The sequence below is a fragment of the Polaromonas sp. P4_F9 genome (assembly GCF_056401235.1).
This window is the reverse complement of record NZ_JBFUJT010000007.1, coordinates 23,034-46,698: the sequence shown is the minus strand read 5'-3', so window position 1 is coordinate 46,698 and position 23,665 is coordinate 23,034. Positions and strand designations below refer to the sequence as shown.

23 protein-coding genes are annotated in these 23,665 nt (G+C 64.6%); 14 read left to right on the top strand and 9 right to left on the bottom strand.

The annotated features are described in order from the left end of the window. The first annotated feature begins 47 nt into the window (after positions 1-47). The 10 genes from AC1DUB_RS08160 (at position 48) to AC1DUB_RS08115 (ending at position 11,320) form a co-directional block, all read left to right on the top strand. Positions 48-1,016, top strand: a complete 969-nt coding sequence (locus tag AC1DUB_RS08160; protein WP_477729122.1) for an ABC transporter substrate-binding protein — start codon at positions 48-50, stop codon at positions 1,014-1,016. Positions 1,017-1,032: 16 nt separating this feature from the next. Next, positions 1,033-1,869, top strand: coding sequence for an ABC transporter permease (locus tag AC1DUB_RS08155; protein ID WP_477720540.1), 837 nt, complete (start codon positions 1,033-1,035; stop codon positions 1,867-1,869). Continuing rightward, positions 1,869-2,648: an ABC transporter ATP-binding protein gene (locus AC1DUB_RS08150; RefSeq protein ID WP_011482000.1), complete on the top strand. Its 780-nt coding sequence runs from the start codon at positions 1,869-1,871 to the stop codon at positions 2,646-2,648. Before AC1DUB_RS08155 ends, AC1DUB_RS08150 begins: the two co-directional genes overlap by 1 nt. Positions 2,649-2,687: 39 nt before the next feature. Beyond that, a complete protein-coding gene (hutC, locus tag AC1DUB_RS08145) occupies positions 2,688-3,497 on the top strand; it encodes a histidine utilization repressor (protein WP_477729234.1) in 810 nt (269 codons plus the stop codon). Positions 3,498-3,595: 98 nt separating this feature from the next. Beyond that, positions 3,596-5,140: a histidine ammonia-lyase gene (gene hutH / locus AC1DUB_RS08140; protein WP_477729121.1), complete on the top strand. Its 1,545-nt coding sequence runs from the start codon at positions 3,596-3,598 to the stop codon at positions 5,138-5,140. 58 nt (positions 5,141-5,198) lie between these two features. Beyond that, positions 5,199-6,926 (top strand): urocanate hydratase, encoded by a 1,728-nt coding sequence (hutU, locus tag AC1DUB_RS08135; RefSeq protein ID WP_477729120.1) that lies wholly within the window; start codon positions 5,199-5,201, stop codon positions 6,924-6,926. 4 nt (positions 6,927-6,930) lie between these two features. Beyond that, positions 6,931-7,527, top strand: coding sequence for a HutD/Ves family protein (locus AC1DUB_RS08130; RefSeq protein WP_477729119.1), 597 nt, complete (start codon positions 6,931-6,933; stop codon positions 7,525-7,527). A gap of 133 nt (positions 7,528-7,660) precedes the next feature. Then, positions 7,661-8,938 (top strand): imidazolonepropionase, encoded by a 1,278-nt coding sequence (gene hutI / locus AC1DUB_RS08125; protein WP_477729118.1) that lies wholly within the window; start codon positions 7,661-7,663, stop codon positions 8,936-8,938. Then, positions 8,935-10,386, top strand: a complete 1,452-nt coding sequence (locus AC1DUB_RS08120) for a formimidoylglutamate deiminase (RefSeq protein WP_477729117.1) — start codon at positions 8,935-8,937, stop codon at positions 10,384-10,386. Before hutI ends, AC1DUB_RS08120 begins: the two co-directional genes overlap by 4 nt. Positions 10,387-10,555: 169 nt before the next feature. After that, positions 10,556-11,320 carry a ProQ/FINO family protein gene (locus AC1DUB_RS08115; protein ID WP_477729116.1) on the top strand — a complete coding sequence of 255 codons (765 nt, stop codon included), beginning with the start codon at positions 10,556-10,558 and terminating at the stop codon, positions 11,318-11,320. Positions 11,321-11,435: 115 nt separating this feature from the next. On the opposite strand, the gene htpX is transcribed toward AC1DUB_RS08115, so the two are convergent. Together htpX and AC1DUB_RS08105 are read right to left on the bottom strand one after the other, a co-directional pair. Beyond that, on the bottom strand, positions 11,436-12,311 hold the full coding sequence (gene htpX / locus AC1DUB_RS08110; protein WP_477729115.1) for a protease HtpX: 876 nt from the start codon (positions 12,309-12,311) through the stop codon (positions 11,436-11,438). Positions 12,312-12,458: 147 nt separating this feature from the next. After that, positions 12,459-13,262, bottom strand: coding sequence for a DUF3025 domain-containing protein (locus AC1DUB_RS08105; protein ID WP_477729114.1), 804 nt, complete (start codon positions 13,260-13,262; stop codon positions 12,459-12,461). 169 nt (positions 13,263-13,431) lie between these two features. Here AC1DUB_RS08105 and AC1DUB_RS08100 point away from each other — a divergent pair, with 169 nt between their 5' ends. The 3 genes from AC1DUB_RS08100 to AC1DUB_RS08090 are packed head-to-tail and all read left to right on the top strand — an operon-like array spanning position 13,432 to position 15,519. Beyond that, complete coding sequence (locus AC1DUB_RS08100; RefSeq protein WP_477729113.1) at positions 13,432-14,145, top strand: GntR family transcriptional regulator; 714 nt, start codon at positions 13,432-13,434, stop codon at positions 14,143-14,145. Positions 14,146-14,189: 44 nt separating this feature from the next. After that, positions 14,190-15,053 (top strand): isocitrate lyase/PEP mutase family protein, encoded by an 864-nt coding sequence (locus AC1DUB_RS08095; protein WP_477729112.1) that lies wholly within the window; start codon positions 14,190-14,192, stop codon positions 15,051-15,053. Continuing rightward, complete coding sequence (locus tag AC1DUB_RS08090; protein ID WP_477729111.1) at positions 15,043-15,519, top strand: HIT family protein; 477 nt, start codon at positions 15,043-15,045, stop codon at positions 15,517-15,519. The genes AC1DUB_RS08095 and AC1DUB_RS08090 overlap by 11 nt, the downstream gene beginning before the upstream one ends. Before the next feature lie 161 nt (positions 15,520-15,680). Here the strand turns inward: AC1DUB_RS08090 and AC1DUB_RS08085 are convergent, their stop codons facing one another. Beyond that, positions 15,681-16,835, bottom strand: coding sequence for an ABC transporter substrate-binding protein (locus tag AC1DUB_RS08085; RefSeq protein ID WP_477729110.1), 1,155 nt, complete (start codon positions 16,833-16,835; stop codon positions 15,681-15,683). A gap of 125 nt (positions 16,836-16,960) precedes the next feature. Between AC1DUB_RS08085 and AC1DUB_RS08080 the strand changes: the two genes are divergently transcribed. Further along, positions 16,961-18,397 (top strand): FAD-binding oxidoreductase, encoded by a 1,437-nt coding sequence (locus AC1DUB_RS08080; RefSeq protein ID WP_477729109.1) that lies wholly within the window; start codon positions 16,961-16,963, stop codon positions 18,395-18,397. A 46-nt stretch (positions 18,398-18,443) separates the two neighbouring features. Here the strand turns inward: AC1DUB_RS08080 and AC1DUB_RS08075 are convergent, their stop codons facing one another. The 6 genes from AC1DUB_RS08075 to AC1DUB_RS08050 all read right to left on the bottom strand — a co-directional run bounded on the left by AC1DUB_RS08075 (position 18,444) and on the right by AC1DUB_RS08050 (position 23,597). Next, positions 18,444-19,226: an NYN domain-containing protein gene (locus tag AC1DUB_RS08075; RefSeq protein ID WP_477729108.1), complete on the bottom strand. Its 783-nt coding sequence runs from the start codon at positions 19,224-19,226 to the stop codon at positions 18,444-18,446. Further along, the gene (pyrC, locus tag AC1DUB_RS08070) at positions 19,226-20,293 is read right to left on the bottom strand and encodes a dihydroorotase (RefSeq protein WP_477729107.1); all 1,068 of its coding nucleotides are present in this window, start codon (positions 20,291-20,293) and stop codon (positions 19,226-19,228) included. Before pyrC ends, AC1DUB_RS08075 begins: the two co-directional genes overlap by 1 nt. Before the next feature lie 108 nt (positions 20,294-20,401). Continuing rightward, positions 20,402-21,139, bottom strand: a complete 738-nt coding sequence (locus AC1DUB_RS08065) for an amino acid ABC transporter ATP-binding protein (RefSeq protein WP_477729106.1) — start codon at positions 21,137-21,139, stop codon at positions 20,402-20,404. A 60-nt stretch (positions 21,140-21,199) separates the two neighbouring features. Next, complete coding sequence (locus tag AC1DUB_RS08060; RefSeq protein ID WP_477729105.1) at positions 21,200-21,868, bottom strand: amino acid ABC transporter permease; 669 nt, start codon at positions 21,866-21,868, stop codon at positions 21,200-21,202. Between the two features lies 1 nt (position 21,869). Then, on the bottom strand, positions 21,870-22,592 hold the full coding sequence (locus AC1DUB_RS08055) for an amino acid ABC transporter permease (RefSeq protein ID WP_477721927.1): 723 nt from the start codon (positions 22,590-22,592) through the stop codon (positions 21,870-21,872). A 105-nt stretch (positions 22,593-22,697) separates the two neighbouring features. Further along, positions 22,698-23,597: an amino acid ABC transporter substrate-binding protein gene (locus tag AC1DUB_RS08050; protein ID WP_477729104.1), complete on the bottom strand. Its 900-nt coding sequence runs from the start codon at positions 23,595-23,597 to the stop codon at positions 22,698-22,700. Between the last annotated feature and the right edge of the window lie 68 nt (positions 23,598-23,665).

Below are 23,665 nucleotides of genomic sequence, written 5' to 3'. Positions count from 1 at the left end.
AGGGATCTTGGGATCAACCGATTTTCTGAATCAAACAGGAGTACGCAATGGGTAAGACAACCGTCAAGAAATTGGCTTCGCTGCTGGCGGCAGGCGCTTGCGCGGCTGGCATGGCCTCAGCCGCCGGGGCACAGGAAACCAAGCTGACGCTGGGCATGTCTGGCTGGACGGGGTTCGCCCCGCTGTCGCTGGCTGACAAGGCCGGGATTTTCAAGAAAAACGGCCTGGATGTGGAAATCAAGTTCATTCCGCAGAAAGACCGCCACCTGGCGCTGGCCGCCGGGGCCATCCAGTGCGCAGCCACCACCGTGGAAACCCACGTGGCCTGGAACGCCAACGGCGTGCCCATTGTGCAGATCTTCCAGATGGACAAATCCTACGGTGCCGACGGCCTGGCCGTGCGCGGCGACATCAAGAGCTTTGCCGACCTCAAGGGCAAGACCATCGGCGTGGATGCGCCCGGCACCGCGCCCTACTTCGGCCTGGCCTGGATGCTCAACAAAAACGGCATGACGCTGAAGGACGTGAAGACCACCACCCTCTCGCCCCAGGCGTCTGCCCAGGCCTTTGTGGCGGGCCAGAACGACGCGGCCATGACCTATGAGCCCTATCTCTCCACCGTACGCGACAATCCGGCCTCCGGCAAGATCCTGGCCACCACGCTGGACTACCCGATGGTGATGGACACCGTGGGCTGCGCGCCGACCTGGCTCAAGGCCAATGCCAAGGCGGCGCAGGCGCTCACCAACTCCTATTTCGAGGCACTGGCCATGATCAAGGCCGACCCCGTCAAGTCCAATGAATTGATGGGCTCGGCCGTCAAGCAGACCGGCGAGCAGTTTGCCAAGTCGGCAGCCTACCTGCGCTGGCAGGACAAGGCGGCCAACCAGAAGTTCTTCGCCGGCGAGATCACCGCATTCATGAAAGACGCCGAAAAGATCCTGCTGGAGTCCGGCGTGATCCGCAAGGCGCCCGAGAACCTCGCGGTCACCTTTGACGCCAGCTTCATCAAGTAACGCCATGGAACACGTCATGGAACATATCCAGGCACCGCCTCACCTGCCCGAAGCACCGGTGCGCCAGCGCAGCCAGTGGCTGGCGCCGCTGGAGCCTGTGGGCACCAACTCGCGCTGGCTGCTGGGCCTGGGCTTCTTTGTGCTGTTCGTGCTAGCCTGGGCGATCTTCACGCTGGGCGGCTTTGTGTCGCCCACCTTCCTCGCCAGTCCCGTGACGATGGCCAGGGAAGGCTGGCTGCTGTTCACCGAGCTCAACTTCATCCACGATATCGGCATGACGGTGTGGCGGGTCTTCGGCGGCTTCATCCTGGCCAGCCTGATCGCCGTGCCGCTGGGCATTGCGATGGGCACCTACAAGGGGGTCGAGGCCTTTTTCGAGCCCTTCGTGTCGTTCTGCCGCTACCTGCCCGCGTCGGCCTTCATCCCCCTGCTGATCCTGTGGGCCGGCATTGGCGAGACCCAGAAAATCCTGGTGATCTTCATCGGCTCGGTGTTCCAGATCGTGCTGATGGTGGCGGTCACCGTGGGCGGCGCGCGGCGCGACCTGGTGGAAGCGGCCTACACGCTGGGCGCTTCCGACCGGGGCATCATTAACCGGGTGCTGATTCCCGGCGCCGCACCCGGCATTGCCGAAACCCTGCGCCTGGTGCTGGGCTGGGCCTGGACCTATGTGATCGTGGCGGAGCTGATCGGCTCGTCCAGCGGCATTGGCCACATGATCACCGACAGCCAGGCCCTGCTCAATACCGGGCAGATCATCTTCGGCATCATCATCATCGGGCTGATTGGCCTGGTGTCCGACTTTGCCTTCAAGGCGCTGAACCGCCGCCTGTTTGCCTGGAGTTCAATCTGATGAGCCAACTGTCCATTCAAGGGGTGTCGCGCGTTTTCGAAACCGCCAAAGGCCAGCGCACCCAGGCGCTGCTGCCGGTCGACTTCGAAGTGAACGACAACGACTTCGTCACCATCCTCGGCCCCTCGGGCTGCGGCAAGTCCACACTGCTGCGCATCGTCGCCGGGCTGGAGCGGCCCAGCACGGGCCGGGCCATCCTCGACGGCCGCCCGGTCGAAGGCCCGGGCGCCGACCGCGGCATGGTGTTTCAGAGCTACACGCTGTTCCCGTGGCTGACCGTCGCACAGAACATCCGCTTCGGCCTGCGCGAGCGCGGCATGAGCGAGGCCGACCAGAAGGACCGCAGCGCCTACTTCATGGCCAAGGTGGGCCTGCGCGGTTTTGAAAACCACTTCCCCAAGCAGCTCTCCGGCGGCATGCAACAGCGCACGGCGATTGCCCGGGCGCTGGCCAACGACCCCAAGATCTTGCTGCTCGACGAGCCCTTTGGCGCACTCGACAACCAGACCCGCGTGCTGATGCAGGAGCTGCTGCTGGGTATCTGGGAGTCGGCGCGCAAGACCGTGCTGTTCGTCACCCACGACATCGATGAGGCGATCTTCATGGCCAACCGGGTGGCGGTGTTCAGCGCGCGCCCCGGACGCATCAAGTCCGACATTGCGGTGAACCTGCCGCACCCGCGGCACTATACGATCAAGACCTCGCCGGAGTTCATGGAACTCAAGGCGCGCCTGACCGAAGAAATCCGCGCGGAGTCGATGGCGTCCGCCGAACATTGACATGCCTTGACCCGCGCCACCCACCGCCCCAACCACACGATGAACTCCAATCTGCATATCCTGCCCAAACCGGCACGCGAAGCCGACCCCAAAATCGGTACCCCCGCCGGGGCCGACCGCCTGTCGCCCAATGTCGCGCGCTACCAGCAGGTCAAGGACTTTGTCTCGCGCAAGATCCAGGACGGCACCTGGAAGGCCGGCGACCGCCTGCCGTCCGAGCACGAGCTGGTGGTGCAGTTTGGCCTGTCGCGCATGACCGTCAACCGGGCCTTGCGCGAACTGGTGGAGCAAGGCCGCATCAAGCGCATTGCCGGGGTGGGCAGCTTCGTGGCCGACGACAAGCCGCAAGCCAACCTGCTGCAGATCGCGCGCCTGTCCGATGACATCCGGCGCCGCGGCCACGATTACCAGTGCCGGGTCATCACGGTGGAGCGCATTTCGGCCTCGCTGGACATTGCCTCCTCGCTGGGCCTGCATACCGGCGAGTCGGTGTTTCACTCGGTCTGCGTACACCTGGAAGACGGCGTGCCCATGCAGCTGGAAGACCGCTATGTCAACCCGCGCATGGCGCCCGCTTTCGGGCAGCAGGATTTCACGCTGGAGCAGCCTTCGGACTTCCTGGTGCGCACGGTGCTGTTCGACCAGATGGAACACGTGGTCGATGCCGTGCTGCCCACGCGCGAACAGGCGGCGCTGCTGCAGATGGACCCCGGCCAGCCCTGCCTGCTGCTGACCCGCCGCACCTGGATGCGGGAGGACCCCATCACCCTGGTGCGCTGCCTGCACCCAGGCATGCGTTACCGGCTGGGCAGCCGCTTCCGCACCGACGGCAATGCCGTCACCGGCTGACGCGACGGGCCACCCCGGCGAGCCAGCCAACAAGTAAACAAACGAATAAAAACATCTTTATCATCGATTCCGACAACTTGTATATACAGGACTAGACAATGACAACATCCACCCACACCCTGCACCCCGGCCGCGTCAGCCTGGCCCTGTTACGCAGCATCCATGCCGGCGGCGTGCAGCTGGCCCTGGCGCCCGAGGCCCGCGCCGGCCTGCTGGCAGCCCAGGCCACCGTGCAGCGCATCGTCGATGAAGACCAGGTCGTCTACGGCATCAACACCGGCTTCGGCAAACTGGCCAGCACCAAGATTGCGCCCAACCGCCTGGTCGAACTGCAGCGCAACCTGGTGCTGTCGCACAGCGTAGGCACCGGCGAGCCGCTGCCGGCCGCCGTGGTGCGCGTGATCCTCGCCACCAAGGCGGTGAGCCTGGCGCGCGGCCACTCCGGCGTGCGGCCCGAGCTGGTGGACGCCTTGCTGGCGCTGGCCAACGCGGGCGTGATGCCGCGCATCCCGGCCAAGGGTTCCGTGGGCGCCTCCGGCGACCTGGCGCCGCTGGCGCACCTGGCCTGCGTGCTGATCGGTGAAGGCCAGGCCACCACCGCCGACGGCGAAGTCATTTCCGGCGCCCAGGCCATGCGCCGCATCGGCGTGGCGCCGTTTGTGCTCGGCCCCAAGGAAGGCCTGGCGCTGCTCAACGGCACCCAGGTCTCCACCGCGCTGGCGCTGGCCGGCCTGTTCGGCGCCGAACAGGTATTTGCCGCGGGCCTGGTGTCCGGCGCCTTGTCGCTGGAAGCCGTGCAGGGCTCGATCAAGCCGTTTGACGCACGGGTGCATGCCGCGCGCGGCCAGCCCGGCCAGATGGCCGTGGCGGCGGCGGTGCGCGCCCTGCTGGAAGGCAGCGAGATCGTGCCGTCGCACCCGGACTGCGGCCGCGTGCAGGACCCGTATTCGATCCGCTGCGTGCCCCAGGTCATGGGCGCCTGCCTGGACAACCTGCAGCACGCCGCCCGGGTGCTGCAGATCGAGGCCAATGCCGCCTCCGACAACCCGCTGGTCTTCGACAACGGTGACGTGATCTCCGGCGGCAACTTCCACGCCGAGCCGGTGGCCTTTGCGGCCGACATCATCGCGCTGGCCGTGGCCGAGATCGGCGCGATTGCCGAACGCCGCCTGGCGCTGCTGCTCGACACCGGCCTCTCCGGCCTGCCGCCTTTCCTGGTGCGCGATGGCGGCGTCAACTCCGGCTTCATGATTGCCCAGGTCACCGCCGCCGCGCTGGCCTCGGAAAACAAATCCCTGGCGCACCCGGCCAGCGTGGACAGCCTGCCCACCTCGGCCAACCAGGAGGACCATGTGTCGATGGCGACCTTCGCCGCGCGCCGCCTGGGCGAGATGGTGAACAACACCGCCGTCGTCGTCGGCATCGAAGCCATGGGCGCGGCGCAGGGTATTGAACTCAAGCGTGGCCTGAAAAGCTCCCCGCTGATCGAAGCCGAGTTCGCCCGCATCCGCGGGAAGGTGGCCTTCCTCGACCAGGACCGCTTCCTCGCGACCGACGTCGAAGCCATGCGCCAGTGGGCCTTGCACAGCGACTGGCCCGCCGCCCTGCAACAGATCCTGCCAAGCCACGCCACCGCGGCCTGACGCCGGGCCTGAACCCTGACCTGAACCTCATTCCAACCGTTTTATCCAGGAGATCGCCATGAACGCCAAGGATTCCTTCATCGCCCCGACCGACACCCTTGCCGACCCACGCGTCGACCCCACCCGCGTGATCCGTGCGCCGCGCGGCAGCCAGCTCCATTGCAAAAGCTGGCTCACCGAAGCCGCCTTTCGCATGATCCAGAACAACCTCGACCCCGAGGTGGCCGAGAACCCGCAAAGCCTGGTGGTCTATGGCGGCATCGGCCGCGCCGCGCGCGACTGGGCCTGCTTCGACCAGATCCTGGCTTCGCTGAAAGAACTGAACGATGACGAATCGCTGTTGGTCCAGTCAGGCAAGCCCGTGGGTGTGTTCAAGACCCACGCCAACGCGCCCCGCGTGCTGATCGCCAACTCCAACCTGGTGCCCAAGTGGGCCAACTGGGAACACTTCAACGAACTCGACCGCAAGGGCCTCTTCATGTATGGCCAGATGACGGCCGGCAGCTGGATCTACATCGGCAGCCAGGGCATTGTGCAGGGCACCTTCGAGACCTTCGTCGAGGCCGGCCGCCAACATTACAACAACAGCCTCGCCGGCAAATGGATCCTGACCGCCGGCCTGGGCGGCATGGGCGGCGCGCAGCCGCTGGCCGCCACGCTGGCCGGCGCGGTGTCGCTCAACATCGAATGCCAGCAGAGCAGCATCGACTTCCGCCTGCGCACCCGCTACGTGGACAAGCAGGCTCGCGACATCGACGACGCGCTGGCGCTGATCAAGTACCACACCGAACGCCAAGAGGCCGTGTCGATCGCGCTGCTGGGCAACGCCGCCGACATCCTGCCCGAGCTGGTGAAACGCGCCAAAGCCGGCGCCATCAAGCCTGACCTGGTCACCGACCAGACCTCGGCCCACGACCTGATCAACGGCTACCTGCCCCGCGGCTGGAGCGTGGCGCAGTGGAAGGCCGCGCAACAGGATCCGGCGCAGCACAAGCGCCTGACGGACGAAGCCGCCCAAAGCTGCGCCGTCCATGTGCAGGCCATGCTGGACTTCCAGGCCATGGGCATCCCGACCGTGGACTACGGCAACAACATCCGCCAGGTGGCCTTCGACCAGGGCGTGAAGAACGCCTTCGATTTCCCCGGCTTCGTGCCCGCCTACATTCGCCCGCTGTTCTGCGAAGGCAAGGGCCCGTTCCGCTGGGTCGCGCTCTCCGGCGACCCGGAAGACATCTACAAGACCGACGCCAAGATCAAGGAACTGTTCCCCGAGAACAAACATACGCACCGCTGGCTCGACATGGCGCGCGAGCGCATCGCCTTCCAGGGCCTGCCCGCGCGCATCTGCTGGCTGGGCCTGGGCGAACGCCACATTGCGGGCCTGGCCTTCAACGAGATGGTGAAGAACGGCGAGCTCAAGGCCCCGATCGTGATCGGCCGCGACCACCTGGACACCGGCTCGGTGGCCAGCCCGAACCGCGAGACCGAGGCCATGAAGGACGGCACCGATGCCGTGTCCGACTGGCCGCTGCTCAACGCGCTGCTCAACGCCTCGGGCGGCGCCACCTGGGTCAGCCTGCACCACGGCGGCGGGGTGGGCATGGGTTACTCGCAGCATGCGGGCATGGTCATCGTGGCGGACGGCACCGATGCCGCCGCCGAGCGGCTGGCACGCGTGCTGGTCAACGACTGCGGCTCGGGCGTGATGCGCCATGCCGATGCGGGTTACGAGATCGCCATTGCCACCGCGAAGAAGCAGGGGCTGAACCTGCCCATGGTGAAATAAGCCCATGACCGTGCTGCAGCGCTTCGCCATCGACGACCTGAAGCCCATGCCGTGGAAGAACGGCGGCGGCACCACGCGCGAAATCGTCTGTCAGCCGCCAGACGCCGGCATGGACGGCTTCGACTGGCGCGTCAGCATCGCCACCATCGCCGCGGCCGGGCCGTTCTCGGCCTTTCCCGGCGTGGACCGTGTGATCATGCTTCTGGAGGGCGCGGGCGTGCGCCTGCACGCCGGCACGGCAGGCGTGGACCACCGGCTGGACACACCGCTGATGCCCTTTGCCTTTGCCGGCGATGTGGCGCTGGACTGCGACCTGCTGGGCGGCCCCTCGACCGATTTCAACGTGATGACCCGGCGCGGCAAGCTGCGGGCTGAGGTGCAGGTGTTGCACGCGGCCGGCGACATCGACCCGGCCGGGCGCGGCCTGCTGCTGGCACTGCGCGGCGCGTGGCATTTGCAGGCAGGTGCCGAGTCCTCCTTGACATGCGAGGCCGGCACGGGTGTCTGGTGGGACGGCACGACGCAAGGCTGGCAGGCGACGCCGCAGACATACGATGCGGCACTGGTCGTGGTGCGGCTGCTGCCGGTACAGCAGCCTTGAACACGACCGGCCACAGGCATCAAAATAGCCTCCAGACGAGATATCGGTCCAACAAGCAGCTATTTATTTCATAGCAAGTCGATTTTCAAAGTACGTTTCCATAGCCCGTTTCAACAACCCGCTGGTGAACCCCATGACCACAGCCCCTTACCCTGCTGCCGACGGCATCTGGGAGCATTTGCGCCTGATGCCCGGCGCGCTCGCCGACGGCAACGAGCTGGCGACAGGCACCAAGGCCGCCATCGTCGTCACGCAAGGCCAGATCCGCTGGATAGGCGCCAGCACTGCGCTGCCCGCCGGGTTCAGCGCGCTGCCGCGCTTTGACGGCGGCGGCGCGCTGGTGACGCCCGGCCTGGTCGATTGCCACACCCATCTGGTGTACGGTGGCCAGCGCGCCAACGAGTTCGCGATGCGCCTGGCTGGTGCCAGCTACGAAGAGGTGGCGAAGGCCGGCGGTGGCATCGTCTCCAGCGTGCGCGCCACCCGTGCGGCCGGTGAAGACGAGCTTTTTGCGCAGGCCGCGCCTCGCCTGGAACAACTGCTGGCCGATGGCGTGTGCGCGATCGAAATCAAGTCCGGCTACGGTCTCGCCCTCGAACACGAGCGCAAGCAGCTGCGCGTGGCCCGCCGGCTTGGTGAGGCCTACGGCGTCACCGTGCGCACCACCTTCCTCGGCGCGCACGCCTTGCCGCCCGAGTACGCGGGCCGCAGCCAGGACTACATCGACCTGGTCTGCCGCGAGATGCTGCCCGCGCTCGCCGCCGAGGGCCTGGTCGATGCGGTGGACGTATTTTGCGAACGCATCGCGTTTTCGCTGACCGAGACCGAGCAGGTGTTCCAGGCCGCGCAGCGCTTAAGCCTGCCGGTCAAGCTGCATGCCGAACAGCTCTCCGACATGGGCGGCGCCGCGCTCGCCGCACGTTACGGCGCGCTGTCGTGCGACCACATCGAACATCTGTCGCAGGCCGGCATCGACGCCATGCGCGCGGCCGGCACGGTGGCCGTGCTGCTGCCCGGCGCCTACTACACGCTGCGCGACACCCACCTGCCTCCGATCGATGCGCTGCGCGAAGCCGGCGTGCCCATGGCCGTCTCGACCGACCACAACCCCGGCACCTCGCCCGCACTCAGCCTGCTGCTGATGGCCAACATGGCCTGCACGCTGTTTCGCCTGACCGTGCCGGAAGCGCTGGCCGGCATCACGCGCCACGCAGCCCGTGCGCTCGGGCTGCAGGACACACACGGTGCGCTCGGCGTGGGCCGGCCTGCCAACTTCGTGCTGTGGCGTTTGAATGACAGCGCCGAGCTGGCCTACTGGCTGGGCCAGCAGGCGCCGCGCACCATCGTGCGGCAGGGGCGCGTTGCGCTCGACGGGCTCCAGATCGCCCCCAACGCCAGGATCACCCCATGAGCGACATCGCCCCCTTCGCTGCCCCGACATCCCACGCCCCAGCCACGGGCAGCCTGTTTGCCACCGATGCCCTGCTGCCCGACGGCTGGGCGCGCAACGTGCTGCTGGAATGGAACGCCGCCGGCCAGCTGCTGGCCGTCACGCCGGACAGCAGCGCCCCGCGCAGCACGCCCCGGGCCACCGGCCCCCTCATCCCAGGCATGCTCAACCTGCATTGCCACGCCTTCCAGCGGGCCTTTGGCGGCCTGACGGAATTTCGCGCCGAGGCGCAGGACAGCTTCTGGAGCTGGCGCACGCTGATGTACCGCTTCGCCGCGCAGGTCACGCCCGAGCTGCTGGAAGACATCGCCACCTGGCTCTACATCGAGATGCTGGAGGCCGGCTACACCTCGGTGTGTGAATTCCACTACGTGCACCACGACCTGGACGGCCGGCCCTATGCCGACGACGCGACGCTGGCCCAATGCCTGTTGCGTGCTGCGGAACGCGCCGGCATCGGCATCACGCTGCTGCCCGTGCTCTACCAGACCAGCGGTTTTGGCGGCACGCCGCCGAATGCGGGGCAACGCCGCTTCATCCGGTCTACCGACTCGATGCTGCGCCTGCTGGAGCGCCTGCAGCCTTGTTGCGAGGTGCAGGGCGCACGCCTGGGACTGGCGCCGCACTCCCTGCGCGCGGTGCCGCCCCACAGCCTGCGCGAGGCACTGGCCGGGCTGGACGCCCTCGACCCCACGGCGCCCATCCACATCCATATTGCCGAGCAAACGGCCGAGGTGGATGCCTGCCTGGCCTGGAGCGGCCAGCGCCCGGTGGAGTGGCTGCTGGACCATGCCGCCGTCGATGCACGCTGGTGCCTGGTGCACGCCACGCACATGACCGACGCCGAATATGAGCGCGCCGCCCGCACCGGCGCCGTGGCCGGCCTGTGCCCGACCACCGAAGCCAACCTGGGCGACGGCATTTTTGACCTGCCGCGCTGGCGCGCCGCCGGGGGCGCCTGGGGCGTGGGCTCGGACAGCAACGCCTGCGTCAACGCAGCGGAAGAACTGATGCTGCTTGAGTATGGTCAGCGCCTGCAGGGCCGCCAGCGCAACGTGCTGGCCACCGCCCGGCAACCGCAGGTCGCCACCGCGATGATGCTGCAGGCCGTGCAGGGCGGCGCCCGGGCCTCGGGTCGCGCTTTGCCGCGTGGCGCTGCCGGCCTGGTACCCGGCCAGCGCGCCGATTTTGCGGTGCTGGACGGCCAGCACCCGGCCTTGTGCGAGCTGAGCGCGCCAGACATGCTGTCGGCCCATGTGTTCGCCAGCCACCGCACATCCGCACTCGATACAGTCTGGGTCGGCGGCGTTCAGCAAACCCGCCAGGGCAGCCGCCATCCGCTGCGCGAGACGGCCGCCGCGGCCTTCATCGCCGCCCGCTCACGCCTGCTGGCGCAAACCCAGGCCTGACCCGACGGGCCGGAGGTTGGCGGTAACGCAGTCCGGCAACCCGGTCAGGTGGCCCGGGTTATCCGCGACAATCTCCCCTATTGCCAGGATTGCCAGGGTGCGCATGGAAGGGGGTGAAGCTTTGCCCCGCGACCCCGCGCCCAGGCCCAAGACTTCACAAAGCCCATTGATGACCGACACCGACACCAACACCCCTCCTGCCCCCTCTACAGTGGCTACCCCGGTGATCCCGGCCAGCCCGGATACACCCGCCACCCCCACACGTCCCCCAAGGGCCGCTGGCCGGGCGCGCGGCAGGCAGGCCGGCAAGCAGCCCAGCACGCCACCGCGGACCCGCCAGGTGCACCCGGCGCTGGAGAAACTTTTCGAGCTGTATCCGAAGATGTTCGGTGCGCAGTTCCTGCCGCTCAAGCTTGGCGTGTTCCAGGAACTGCTCGCCCAGCACCCTGATGCATTCAACCGCGACGAACTGAAAGTCGCGCTGGGCCTGCATGCGCGGTCAACGCGCTACCTCGAAAGCGTGGCGGCGGGCCATCCGCGCCACGACCTGCAGGGCGAGCCCGTCGAGCCCGTGGCGCCCGAGCATGTGCACCACGCCATTCTCGAAGTGTTCCGACGGCGCCAGGCGCGCTCGCGCGAGGACTTGCGGCCCGCGCTGCGCCAGCGGCTGATGCAGGCCATTGAAGCCTCGGGCCTGAACCGGGAAGACTATTCGCTGCGCGTGCAGACGCAGGATGAAGCGTCCAACGCGCTGCTGGACGATGCCTTCACCGAACTGGGACGCCAGGCCGCGAAACGCGAGGCCCTGATGAAGGCCTTCGAAGCCAGCGGGCGCACGGTGGAGCAGTTCGCCGACATGTACGGCATGGACCTGGCGGAAGTCACCCAGGCCCTGGAAGGCGCGCGCCGGGACCGGGGCGGCCAGGCGGCATAGCGCCATCACGTATCAATGCCACGAAAAAAGCCGGTGCATGCACCGGCTTTTTTATTGCGGTTTTGTTGCGGTTTTGTTGCGGGATATCGAACCGCTCAGCCGAACCGCTCGGCGCTCAGGCTTGCGCGTTCTGCAGCGCCGCAATGCGCTCTTCAATCGGCGGATGTGTGGCGAACCATTTGCCGATGCCGCCGGTGATGCCCATGGCTTCCACGGCCTTGGGCAACTCGCCGGGCTGCATGCCGCCGAGGCGGGCCAGCGCATTCATCATGGGCTGCTTGCGGCCCAGCAGCTGGGCGGAACCCGCATCCGCGCGGAACTCGCGCTGGCGCGAGAACCAGGCCACCACGATGGCGGCGGCAAAACCCAGCACGATGTCCAGCACGATGGTGCTGACGTAGTAGCCAATGCCGGGGCCGGAGTTGCTGTCGCTGCCGCGGCGCAAAAAGCTGTCTACCGCATAGCCGATGACGCGCGACAGGAACACCACAAAGGTGTTCATCACGCCCTGGATCAGCGTCATGGTGACCATGTCGCCATTGGCGACGTGGGCGATCTCATGGCCGATCACGGCCTCGATTTCTTCGCGGGTCATGCCCTGCAGCAAACCGGTGGACACCGCCACCAGCGATGAATTCTTGAATGCGCCGGTGGCAAAGGCGTTGGGCGCGCCGTCGAAAATGCCCACTTCGGGCATGCCGATCTGCGCCTTGTCAGCCAGTTTGCGGACGGTCTCGACTATCCAGGCCTCGTCGGCGTTCTGGGCATCGTTGATGATGCGCACACCGGCGCTCCACTTGGCCACGGGCTTGCTGATCAGCAGTGAAATGATCGCGCCGCCGAAACCCATGATCAGCGCAAAGCCGAGCAGCGCCGAGAGGTTCAGGCCATTGGCCGTGAGGAAGCGGTTGACGCCGAGCAGGCTGGCCACAATGCCCAGCACGGCCACGACGGCAATGTTGGTCAGGATAAACAAAAAGATGCGTTTCATGAATTCTCCGTGGGGGGGTCGATAACCAGGGGCAAGGGCAGCAGCCATGCTGCCGTGAGAGTTGCGTTCCGGACAAATTGGGGGACTTCCTCCCAAATCAAGCCGTTCGGGCCGGCTGCCGGCGCAGGATTTTTTATGTGTTGTTTTCTACCTGCGTGGACGGAATACAAGGGAGTCATCATAAAAGGAAAAGTTCTCGTTTTCCGGCCACCAGCCCGGCACGCCCAGTACCGGCAAGGGTGCAAAGGGTTTGCCGGCCAGCTTGTCGGCGCTCAAATCAGCGGCCACCCAGGCATCCAGCTCTGCTATTGAATGAATAGCTGGCTGCGCCCGATACACATGGGCCGTGATCGGTTTTCGCGGATATACCAGCTTTTCGAGCAATGCATGGCCAAACAGCACCAGTTGCGTGTCAGCCCACAGCGGGCGCAAGCCGATGAAGAGTTGCGGCCAGTCCCGGGCGATCAAGGCATCCCACAGGGCTTGCGGCGCCAGCAGGAAGGCGGCGTTTTCATCAAACAGCGTCAGCGCGTCGCGCACCGGGCCGCGCACCGGCCGGATGCCTGCCGACGCTATCTCGGCCGCCTGCAGCTGGTTGAGCCGGGTCTTGGTCTCGGGAAACTGCAGCCAGCACAGGCCATTGAAGAAGTCGTGCAGCCCGTCGCGTGTCGGGCAATCGCGTGTGTTGAAGATATAGCGCTCATAGGCCTCGCCGGGCGGCAAATCGCCCTGCGGCACAAAGCGCACGGGGCAATGCCCCCCATCACCCGCCCGGATGACATTCGCATTCGCCGCCGCCGCGCCATGCGTCCGGCCCACGGCATTGAGGGCTTGCGCAACACCGGCGCCCTGCAGCGCCAGCGCACCGGCCGCCTCGCCCGCACGGCGCAGAGGCGCAAACCAGGGTTGGGTCCAGTCGATGGCGACCAGCGGGCTCACGGCGTCAGGCATGGGGGCTCCGCATCACGCCGCAACGCCCGCAGCACCGCCCTGGCGCCTGGCTCCCTGTACCGACAATAGCCCTTTCCGCATCTTGCATACAGAACCTTACGCTCAATAAAAATTACAATGCGGGGGTGCTGCGGCAATGTGACGCGCCTTTTTCAGGATTCGAGGGTTCATGGCTAAAAAATTCGAAATAGAGATGCCGAAGTCGCTGACGGAGATTGTTGCGCAGCGCGTGCGGCAGGCGATTATTGACGGAGAGTTTGCCTTGGGCCAGATGATTTCGGAAGAAACCCTGGCCGAATCGTTTGGCGTCAGCCGCACGCCCGTGCGCGACGCGCTGACGCTGCTGCAAACCACCGGGCTGGTGGACATCCGCTCCAAACGCGGCAGCTTTGTCTTCCAGCCGGATGAAGATGACGTGCGCGCCATCTGCGACTTCCGCGCCACCCTGGAGCTGCACGCCGCCAAGCGCTCCCGCACCATGAACCGGCAGGCCACCATTGCCGCGCTGGAAGCGGTTTTTGCGCAGATGGTGGCCGCCAGCGAAGCCGACGACGAGATCGGCTATGGCCACTGCGACTCGGCTTTTCACGAAGCGCTGTTCACGCATTGCGGCAACCCTTATGTGGTCAATGCCTACGCACTCGTTTCCAGCAAGATCGCCGCCCTGCGCACCAACATGGCCAAGCAGTTTTCCGATGCGCGCAAGGTGTCGCTGCAGGAGCACCGCGAAATGATCCAGTACATCGACGACGGCGACTTTGACCGGCTGGAGCAACTGATCCAGAGCCATGTGGGCAGGACGGTCGAAGCCTTTCGCCTGGCCAGTGCTGCGGCACTGAAAGCCGCCCCCGCGCCCCTCAAGCTGAACGTCGCAGGCACCTGACCCACCTGAGCCGCCTCCTTTTTAAAGCTCACCATAAGACCACCATGACACCCGCCCAACAACTCCAGCAACTGCTCAAAACCGGCAACATCGTGATGGCGCCGGGCGCACCCGATGCCATCACCGCACGCCTGATCCAGAAGGCGGGCTTTCCGGCCATTTACATGACGGGTTTCGGCGCAACCGCCAGCCGCCTGGGCACGCCCGACATCGGCCTGCTGAGCCAGACCGAGATGACCACCCATGCGCGCGACATGGCCCGGGTGGTTGACATCCCCATCATTGCGGATGCCGACACCGGCTACGGCGGGCCGTCCAACATCCACCGCACGGTACGCGAGTACATCCAGGCCGGCGTGGCCGCCATCCACCTGGAAGACCAGGTCGCGCCCAAGCGCTGCGGCCAGATGGCCGGCATCCGGCTGATGGATGCGCAGGAAAACGTGCTGCGGCTGAAATGCGCCATCGAAGCCCGTGGCCGGGATGAGCTGCTCATCATCGGCCGCACCGATGCCCTGCCCGCGGCCGGTATCGACGAAGCCATCCGGCGCGCCCATCTGTACCAGGAGGCCGGCGTGGACCTGGTCTTCGTCGACGGCATCAAGAAAATCGCCGAAGTCGAGGCCGTTGCCAGAGCGGTCCAGGGACCCAAGGTCGTCTCCATTGTGGACGGCAATGAAACCACCGCACTAACGGCCAAGGACCTGCAGGACATGGGTTTTTCCGTGGTGTTTTATGCGGTGACGGCGCTTTTCACCGCGGTGAAAGCGGTCTCGGATACGCTCGCCGAACTGCAGCGTGCCGGCACACCCAAGGCGAGCGAGCGCGCCATGGTGAGCTATGCCGAATTCAGCGCACTGGTGGACCTGGATTTCCACAAGGACCTGGATGACCGGTTTGGCGCCTGAGGCAGGCACGCGGCCGAACGGGGTGACGCCACCTGTCGACCCCACCTGCCGCTACTGCACGGCGACGGTGGCGGAACTTGAGGACGTGATGTTCCATGTCGCCGACCTGGACCGTTCGCGGGTTTTCCTGTTCAGGGACCAGACGCACAAGGGCCGCTGCGTCGTGCTGCTGAAAAAACACGTGCGGGAGCTGTTCGAGCTGGAGGACGAAGACCTGCGCATTTTTATGCGCGAGGTCGCCCGGGTGGCGGCCGCGGTGGCGCAAGTCAGCGCCTGCGACAAGGTGAACTACGCGCTGTATGGCGACAAGGCCGACCACCTGCATGTGCACGTCGTGCCGAAGACGAAAGGCGGCCCGGCCTGGGGCCAGCCCTTCATCCTCAATGCGGACGTTCCGGTGGCGCTTGCACCGCCAGAGCGGCAGGCCATGCTATTAAAACTGAAGCACCCCCTGCAGGCTGAATAAGCGCTACAGCCACTTTTATTTAAATTTTCGTAACTGCTCAGCTCAATGCATGCGATACGCTTTTCTTGCTCCCTCGCCCTTTGGGAGAGGGTTGGGGTGAGGGCCAGCGGCGTATAAAAAGCTGCAGTCTTTTGCATCGGTCGCGGCCCCCATCCCAATTTTCAGTTCTTGCCCAGAGGCGGCAGGACTTCCTTGACCACGGGCTTGCCGCCCTTGATCTCGATGAGGAAACTCTCGCGATCGATGTCGCCCTTGTCATCGAAGGTGACATCCATCAGCACGCCGGGTTCGTCCGCCACCTTGATGGTCATGCCGTGCAGTTGTTTGGCCACCGCCACGCGGTCGAACTTGCCGACTTTCTGGATCGCTGCCTTGAGCATGTAAACACCCTGGTAGCCCTTGATGCCATTGTGATCGGGAATGAAGTTGTATTCCTTGACGAACTTGTCGCGCACCATTTTCACGCCGGCAATCGGCGCGTCGGCCGACATTTCGGAGTGCCCGACCACGCCGTTGGCCGCGTCGCCCGCCAGGTCAATCACCTTCTGGCTCAGCAGCGTCACGTCGCCCACGATCGGCTTGTCCCAGCCCTGCTTGCGCAGTTCGCGCACCGCCCGCGCCGACTCTTCTTCGTTCAGATAGACGAACACCGCCTCGGCGCCGGCCTGCTTCACCTTGATGATGGGCGCCGAGAAATCGAGCTGGCCGGCTTCGGTGGAAATATCCGCCACCACCTCCACGCCATGGGTTTTCAGGGCACTGACGATGGCATCACGCCCGGGTTTGCCGAAGTCGTTGTTGACGAACAGCACGGCGATTTTCTTGACCTTCAGGTTACGCGCGATGTAGCGCGCGGCCTTGGGCATGCTGTTGATCTGCGTCAGGCCGGTGCGAAAGATGTAGGGGCTGCCCTGCTGGGTCACCAAAGCCCCGGCAGCGGCCGTGAAATTGGGCACCTCGGCACGCCGTGTCTCGGTCTGGCTGATCAGGATGGAGCCGCTGAAGACAGGGCCGAAGATGGCAAACGCGCCGTCATCAATGGCGCGCACCACCAGCGCCTTGGCAATGCCGGGATTGGTCTGGGTGTCCATGTTGGTCACCTCAAGCTTGCGTCCCAGGATGCCGCCGGAGGCATTGACGTCCTTGACCGCCAGTTCAATGCCGGACTTGAACATGGTGCCTGCCGTTGCCCCGGTGCCGGAGAGCTCGACCACGTTGAAAATTTTGATGGGCTGGGCCTGCGCCCACAGTTGAGGGCTGAGAAAAAGGGCCGAGGCCGCTACCGTGGCGATCATGGCTCTGCGCTTGAAGGTCATGCTTGTCTCCATTGAGGGTCTGAAAGTTATCGGAATGCCGGAAATGATGGCTCTCTACCAGCTTCGCCACAATAGTGTACAGTACTCGGTACCTTACATACATCATTTAATTTTGGTCGATTCTTATGTCCACTAATGTCACTGCCGTCACTGTCGCTATCCCCAACACAATGGAACAAGCCTTGCAGGAGATTCGCAACCAGCTGGGCGAGGCCTGCGTATTCACCGCGGACGCCGTGCCCGCCCGAAACCGCAATGACTACAGCGGGATGAGCGCCACGCAGCCGCTGGCCGTGGTTCGCCCCGCCGACACGGCGGGCGTTGCCACCGCCCTGCGCATCTGCCAAGCGCACGGCGTTGCCGTGGTGCCGCAAGGCGGCCTCACCGGGCTGTGCGGCGGGGCCCGCGCCGGCGCACAGGAGGTCGCACTGTCACTCGAACGCCTGGTTGGCATCGAGGAAATCGACCCGGATTCCGCCACCATGACGGTTCTCGCTGGCACACCGCTGGAGGTGGTGCAACAGGCTGCCGCGGCCGCCGGCTTCTTTTGCCCGCTGGACCTGGGTGCGCGCGGCTCCTGCGCCATTGGCGGCAACCTGTCGACCAACGCCGGCGGCAACCGGGTGATCCGCTACGGCATGGCCCGGGACATGGTGCTCGGGCTGGAAGCGGTGCTGGCCGACGGCACCGTCATGACCAGCCTGAACAAGATGATCAAGAACAACGCGGGCTTCGACCTGAAGCACCTGTTCATCGGCAGCGAAGGCACGCTGGGCATCATCACGCGCATCGTCCTGCGCCTGTTCCCCAAACCGGCCTCCACCATGGTGGCGCTGTGCGCGGCAGAGGACTACGGCACCGTGCTGAAGCTGCTGGCAGCAGCACGCGGCGAGCTCGGCCCGATGCTGTCTGCCTTTGAAGTCATGTGGCCCGACTACTGGGACATGGCCACCGAACGCGTCAAGGGCGTGCGCAATCCGTTCGCGGGCGACGCCCGCCGCTACGGCGCCTATGTGCTGGTGGAGGCCCTGGGCACCGACCCTGCCATCGACGGCCCGCGCTTTGAAGCGTGGCTGGAGCGGCTGCTGGAATCAGGCACCGTGCCCAATGCGGTGGTGTCGCAGTCGCTCGCCGATGAAAAGGCTTTTTGGGGCGTGCGCGATGCCTGCGCCGAATTCCACCAGCTCTGGCCCGGCCACCTGGCGTTCGACATCGGCCTGCCGGTGGCTGCCATGGACACTTACGCCAAACGGTGCAAGGCCGTGCTCAGCGAGCAGGTGCCAGGCTGCGAAGCGGTGTTTTATGGCCACATCGGTGACGGCAACGTGCACATCGTCGCCTACCAGCCCGGCGTGGCCGTGCAACCCAAGGATGCGGTGGAAGAAGTCGTCTACGGCCTGGTGCGCGAATATGGCGGCACCGTCTCGGCCGAACACGGCATCGGTACCCTCAAGCGCCGCTGGCTGGCCCATGCACGCTCGCCGGAGGAAATCGCGTTGATGCGTACGCTGAAAGCGGCCCTGGACCCGAAGAACATTTTGAATCCGGGCAAGGTGATTTGAAAAAGCTGCAGGGTGATCCAACCCTGCAACCTCACCCGGCTCAACGTCAGGCCCGGGCCGTTTTGTTCAGCCGCTTGTCGCGCACCGCCACGGTGGACTTGCCTTCGTCGGCGATTTCAAACAGCTGCGTGGCGACCAGCAGTTTGGTCAGCGTCGCATAACCATAGTTGCGATGGTCAAACGAGGCCTGGTTGGCAATCTGGGTGCCGACCGCTCCCACGCGCGCCCAGCCCTCGTCATCGGCCGCCGCCTGCACGGCATTGCGCAGCAGCATGACGAGCTTGGCGTCCTGCTTGAGCTGCGCCGGCGTGGCACGCAAGGGAGCCGCAGTCACCGCCTCGCCGTCATCGCGGGTGTCTCCGGCAGCGCCGCCTACGGCATCGCTCGCAGCCAGGGGACGCAACTTGTCCAGGAACAGGAACCTCGAACATGCATTCACAAAAGGCTCGGGCGTCTTCTGCGCGCCAAACCCATAAACGGCAGCACCCTTGGCACGCAAATGCATCACCAGCGGCGTGAAGTCGGCGTCCGACGACACAATGCCAAAGGCATCGGGCCGGTCGGTGTAGAGCAGCTCCAGCGCGTCAATCACCATGGCCATGTCACTGGCATTTTTGCCTTTGCTGTAGTCGAACTGCTGCATGGGCCGGATGGCATGCTCATGCAGCGCTTCTTCCCAGCCCTTGAGTTCGCTCTTTTTCCAGTTGCCGTAAGCGCGGCGGATATTGGTCTCGCCAAAGGTCGACAACTCGTTGAGGATCAGGTCGATTTTGGACGCCGGCGAATTGTCGGCGTCAATCAGCAGGGCAACGCGCGGCTTGTGGTCCATCATTCGCTCCCGGTGGTGTCAAGCTTCCATGGCAGGCTTTCACCCGAGCGCAGCGGCTTGAGTTCGGCCTCGCCAAACGCATAACTCTCGGGCGGCGTCCAGCTTTCCTTCTTCAGGGTAATGGTGCCCTGGTTGCGCGGCAAGCTGTAGAAGTCTGCGCCGTTGAAACTGGCAAAAGCCTCGAGCTTGTCGAGTGCGCCGGCTGCTTCAAAGGCTTCGGCATACAGCTCCATCGCCGCATGGGCGGTGTAGCAGCCGGCGCAGCCGGTGGCATGCTCCTTGAGGTGGGCCGGGTGCGGCGCGCTGTCCGTGCCGAGGAAAAACCGGTTGTTGCCACTGGTGGCCGCCTCGACCAGCGCGACGCGGTGCGTTTCGCGCTTGAGCACGGGCAGGCAGTAATAATGCGGCCGGATGCCGCCGGTGAAAATCGCGTTGCGGTTGTACAGCAAGTGGTGCGCCGTGATGGTGGCCCCCGTGAAACGGTCGGCGTCATGCACGTACTGCGCGGCTTCCCGCGTGGTGATGTGCTCCAGCACGATTTTCAGTTCCGGGAAATCACGGCGCAGCGGAATCAGCTGCGTCTCGATGAACACCGCCTCGCGGTCAAACAGGTCGATGTCGGGCGAGGTCACCTCGCCATGCACCAGCAGCAGCAGACCTTCACGCTGCATCGCTTCGAGTGTTTTGTAGGTCTTGCGCAGGTCGGTCACGCCGGCGTCGCTGTTGGTGGTGGCGCCGGCCGGGTAAAGCTTGGTGGCAACCACGCCGGCCTCTTTGGCCCGCTTGATCTCGTCGGGCGGCAGGTTGTCGGTCAAATACAGCGTCATCAGCGGCTCGAAGCTCACACCCGGCGGCACGGCCGCCTGGATGCGCTCGCGGTAGGCCACGGCCTGGGCCGCGGTGGTCACCGGCAGGCGCAGGTTGGGCATGATGATGGCGCGGCCAAACTGGGCGGCGGTATGCGGCACTACCGTGCTCAATGCGTCGCCGTCCCGCACATGCAGGTGCCAGTCGTCCGGGCGGGTGATGGTCAGGGTGGAAACCGGGGTGCTGATCGCTGAAGTCATGACCTGAATTGTCGCACCGGTCGCTATCCCTAGACATCATGAGACGGGTCAACGCCATGAAAAAAGCCCCGGGGTTGCGGGGCTTTTTCAGGAGTCTGGATGGGTTTCTCAGTGCGACAGGATCTTGTTGAGGAAATCCTTGGTGCGCGCCTGGCGGTTTTCGGGGTGGTTGAAAAACTCGTCCTTCGAGCAGTCTTCCAGAATCCGGCCGCCTACGTCCATGAAAATGACGCGGCTGCCGACCTTGCGGGCAAAGCCCATCTCATGGGTCACCACCATCATGGTCATGCCTTCGACGGCCAAGCCCATCATGCAGTCCAGCACTTCGCCGACCATTTCGGGGTCGAGTGCCGAGGTAGGCTCGTCAAACAGCATGGCAATCGGGTCCATGCTGAGCGCGCGGGCGATCGCCACGCGCTGCTGCTGGCCGCCTGACAGCTGGCCGGGAAATTTGTCCTTGTGCGCCATCAGGCCGACGCGGTCGAGGTATTTCAGCCCGTGTGTCTTGGCTTCATCGGCCTTGCGGCCCAGCACCTTGACCTGTGCCAGCGTCAGGTTCTCGGTAACGCTCAGGTGAGGAAACAGCTCAAAGTTCTGGAACACCATGCCCACGCGGCTGCGCAGCTTGGGCAGGTTGGTCTTCGAGTCATGCACGGCCTGGCCGTCCACGAAAATCTGGCCCTTCTGGAAGGGCTCCAGCGCGTTGATGACCTTGATCAGGGTTGACTTGCCCGAGCCGGATGGCCCGCAGACCACAACGACTTCGCCTTTTTGGATGGCGGTGGTGCAGTTGTTCAGAACCTGCACGTCACCGTACCATTTCGAAACTTCTTTCAATTCAATCATCTTGTTCTCCAGTGTGCGTCATGGTTATGTATGTTGCGTCATGACGCCTTGATACGATTTTCAGCGAATGATGGCGATCCTGCTTTGCAGCCGTTTGACCATGAAGGACAAGCCGTAGCAGATCACGAAATACACCACCGCGGCCAGCAGGTAGGCCTCTTCGGGGCGGCCGTAAATCTTGCCGGCGGTGGTGAAGCCCTTGAGCAGATCGTAGGCGCCAATCGCATAAACCAGCGAGGTGTCCTGAAACAGGATGATGGTCTGGGTCAGCAGGATGGGCACCATGTTGCGAAACGCCTGGGGCAGGATGATCAGCCGCATGTTCTGGCCGTAGGTCATGCCCAGGGCACGCCCGGCGTTCACCTGCCCGCGCGAAATCGACTGGATGCCGGCGCGCATGATCTCGCTGAAATAAGCCGCCTCAAAGGCCACAAAGGTGATCGTGGCCGAGAGTTCGGCGCCAATGGGCCTTCCGATGATGGTGGGCACCAGCAGGAAGAACCACAGGATCACCATCACCAGCGGAATGGAGCGCATGCCGTTGACGTAGATGGTGGCGGGAATCATCAGCACCTGGTTGCCCGACAGGCGCATCAGCGCCAGAAGGGTGCCCAGCACAATGCCGCCCAGGGTGGCAATCGCCGTCAGCTGCACGCTGAAGAAGAAGCCGTTGACGACGAACTTGGAGATGATCTCCCAGTTCAGAAAGGTCAGGTCGAGTCCCAGCATGTCAGTGCCCTCCGCCTGCGGTCCCGGCAACGATGTAGCCGGGAATCTGCACTTTTTTCTCGACCACGGCCATCACGCGGTTCACGGCAAATGCCGACATCGCGTACAGCGCCGTGACGGCGATGTAGATCTCGACGCCGCGAGAGGTCTCTTCCTGGGCCTGCATGGCGAACATCGTGAGTTCGGCAATGGATACCGCGAACGCCACCGAGGAATTTTTCAGCAGGTTCATCGACTCGCTGGTGAGCGGCGGGATGATGATGCGAAAGGCCATCGGCAAAATCACATAGCGGTAGGTCTGGGCCGTGGTGAAGCCCAGGGCCATGCCGGCATAGCGCTGGCCGCGCGGCAGGGCCTGCACGCCGGCGCGCACCTGCTCGGCAATACGGGCGGAGGTAAAGAACCCGAGGGCCAGCACCACCAGGACGAAACCCGGGACTTCCTTCATCGGGGGGATCACCTTGGGCACCACGAAGTACCAGAGAAAAATCTGAACCAGCAGCGGGATGTTGCGAAACAGCTCCACCCACGCATCGCCGAGCCGTACCAGCCACGGGCTGTTGGGCAGGGTCCGGCAGGTCCCCATCAGGGCGCCGATCAGCATCGCCACGACCCACGCCAGGCCCGCGACGGACAGCGTCCAGCCCCAGGCATCAAACATCCACTGCAGATAGGTGCGACCRCTCCCATCGTCGTTTAAAAAAACTTTCCAATCCCAGCTCATGGCAACTCCAGCCTGTTGTTGTACTTCAGTGACTCTTTGCGCTTGACTAAAAACAAACCCCGCCAGAACAGTCCCCGGCGGGGTTTGTGATCTCAGTGGCCGGAATTACTTCTTGGCGTAGTCTTCCATGGGTTTGTCATTGGGCGCATTCCACGCAGCCTTGGTGCTTTCGCTGGCGGCATAGCCCACTTTGGTGTTTTTCGGGGGAATCGGCTGGATGAACCACTTCTCCCACAGCTTGGCGATTTCACCCGACTTCATCAGGCCCTTGACCGTGTCGTCACCGAGCTTTTTGAACGCGGGGTCATCCTTGCGGATCATGATGGCGATGGGCTCCACGCTCAGCACTTCACCGACGATCTTGAAGTCGGCCGGGTTCTTGGCGGTGGCAATGTTGCCGGCCAGGATGGCGCCGTCCATCACGAAGGCGTCGGCACGGCCGGACTCCAGCAGCAGGAAGCTGTCGGAGTGGTCCTTGCCGAAAACTTCCTTGAAGTCGATGCCGCTGGCGCGCTCATTCTTGCGCAGCGTTTGCACCGAAGTCGTGCCGGTGGTGGTTGCCACGTTCTTGCCATTGAGCTGGGCAATCGAGGTGATGCCGGAGCTGGCCTTCACGGCGATGCGGACCTCTTCGACGAAAGTCGTTGGCAGGAAAGACACGTCCTTGGCGCGGGTGGCGTTGTTGGTGGTCGAGCCGCACTCAATGTCCACGGTGCCGTTTTGCACCAGCGGGATGCGGTTTTGCGAGGTGACAGGCTGGTATTTGACTTCCAGCTTGCGGCCCACGGCTTTTTCCAGGTCGGCGATGACGCGCTGGCAGATCTCGACGTGGTAACCGGTGTACTTGCCATCGCCCAGCGTGTAAGACAGCGCCCCGGAAGAATCACGAACCCMCATGGTCACCACGCCTGAAGCCTTGACCTTGGCGATGGTGTCGGTAGCCTGGGCGATGGCACCGCCGGTTGCGAGCAAGGCGATGGACAGAGCGGCTAGTTTGAGTTTCATGGAATCTCCTGTGTTGAAATGAAACGGTGAGTAGATACTATTTTAGAGAGTTGGATACAAGGCCATGC

What these genes read in the sequence shown, in the direction of transcription:
- AC1DUB_RS08155 (WP_477720540.1), top strand. Translation starts at nt 1,033, where the DNA reads ATGGAACATATCCAGGCACCGCCTCACCTGCCCGAAGCACCGGTGCGC.
- AC1DUB_RS08150 (WP_011482000.1), top strand. Translation starts at nt 1,869, where the DNA reads ATGAGCCAACTGTCCATTCAAGGGGTGTCGCGCGTTTTCGAAACCGCC.
- AC1DUB_RS08080 (WP_477729109.1), top strand. Translation starts at nt 16,961, where the DNA reads ATGTCCACTAATGTCACTGCCGTCACTGTCGCTATCCCCAACACAATG.
- AC1DUB_RS08105 (WP_477729114.1), bottom strand. Translation starts at nt 13,262, where the DNA reads ATGCCTGACGCCGTGAGCCCGCTGGTCGCCATCGACTGGACCCAACCC.
- hutU (WP_477729120.1), top strand. Translation starts at nt 5,199, where the DNA reads ATGAACGCCAAGGATTCCTTCATCGCCCCGACCGACACCCTTGCCGAC.
- AC1DUB_RS08060 (WP_477729105.1), bottom strand. Translation starts at nt 21,868, where the DNA reads ATGCTGGGACTCGACCTGACCTTTCTGAACTGGGAGATCATCTCCAAG.
- hutI (WP_477729118.1), top strand. Translation starts at nt 7,661, where the DNA reads ATGACCACAGCCCCTTACCCTGCTGCCGACGGCATCTGGGAGCATTTG.
- AC1DUB_RS08065 (WP_477729106.1), bottom strand. Translation starts at nt 21,139, where the DNA reads ATGATTGAATTGAAAGAAGTTTCGAAATGGTACGGTGACGTGCAGGTT.
- AC1DUB_RS08160 (WP_477729122.1), top strand. Translation starts at nt 48, where the DNA reads ATGGGTAAGACAACCGTCAAGAAATTGGCTTCGCTGCTGGCGGCAGGC.
- AC1DUB_RS08095 (WP_477729112.1), top strand. Translation starts at nt 14,190, where the DNA reads ATGACACCCGCCCAACAACTCCAGCAACTGCTCAAAACCGGCAACATC.
- htpX (WP_477729115.1), bottom strand. Translation starts at nt 12,311, where the DNA reads ATGAAACGCATCTTTTTGTTTATCCTGACCAACATTGCCGTCGTGGCC.
- AC1DUB_RS08100 (WP_477729113.1), top strand. Translation starts at nt 13,432, where the DNA reads ATGGCTAAAAAATTCGAAATAGAGATGCCGAAGTCGCTGACGGAGATT.
- hutH (WP_477729121.1), top strand. Translation starts at nt 3,596, where the DNA reads ATGACAACATCCACCCACACCCTGCACCCCGGCCGCGTCAGCCTGGCC.
- AC1DUB_RS08120 (WP_477729117.1), top strand. Translation starts at nt 8,935, where the DNA reads ATGAGCGACATCGCCCCCTTCGCTGCCCCGACATCCCACGCCCCAGCC.
- AC1DUB_RS08085 (WP_477729110.1), bottom strand. Translation starts at nt 16,835, where the DNA reads ATGACCTTCAAGCGCAGAGCCATGATCGCCACGGTAGCGGCCTCGGCC.
- AC1DUB_RS08115 (WP_477729116.1), top strand. Translation starts at nt 10,556, where the DNA reads ATGACCGACACCGACACCAACACCCCTCCTGCCCCCTCTACAGTGGCT.
- hutC (WP_477729234.1), top strand. Translation starts at nt 2,688, where the DNA reads ATGAACTCCAATCTGCATATCCTGCCCAAACCGGCACGCGAAGCCGAC.
- AC1DUB_RS08075 (WP_477729108.1), bottom strand. Translation starts at nt 19,226, where the DNA reads ATGGACCACAAGCCGCGCGTTGCCCTGCTGATTGACGCCGACAATTCG.
- AC1DUB_RS08130 (WP_477729119.1), top strand. Translation starts at nt 6,931, where the DNA reads ATGACCGTGCTGCAGCGCTTCGCCATCGACGACCTGAAGCCCATGCCG.
- pyrC (WP_477729107.1), bottom strand. Translation starts at nt 20,293, where the DNA reads ATGACTTCAGCGATCAGCACCCCGGTTTCCACCCTGACCATCACCCGC.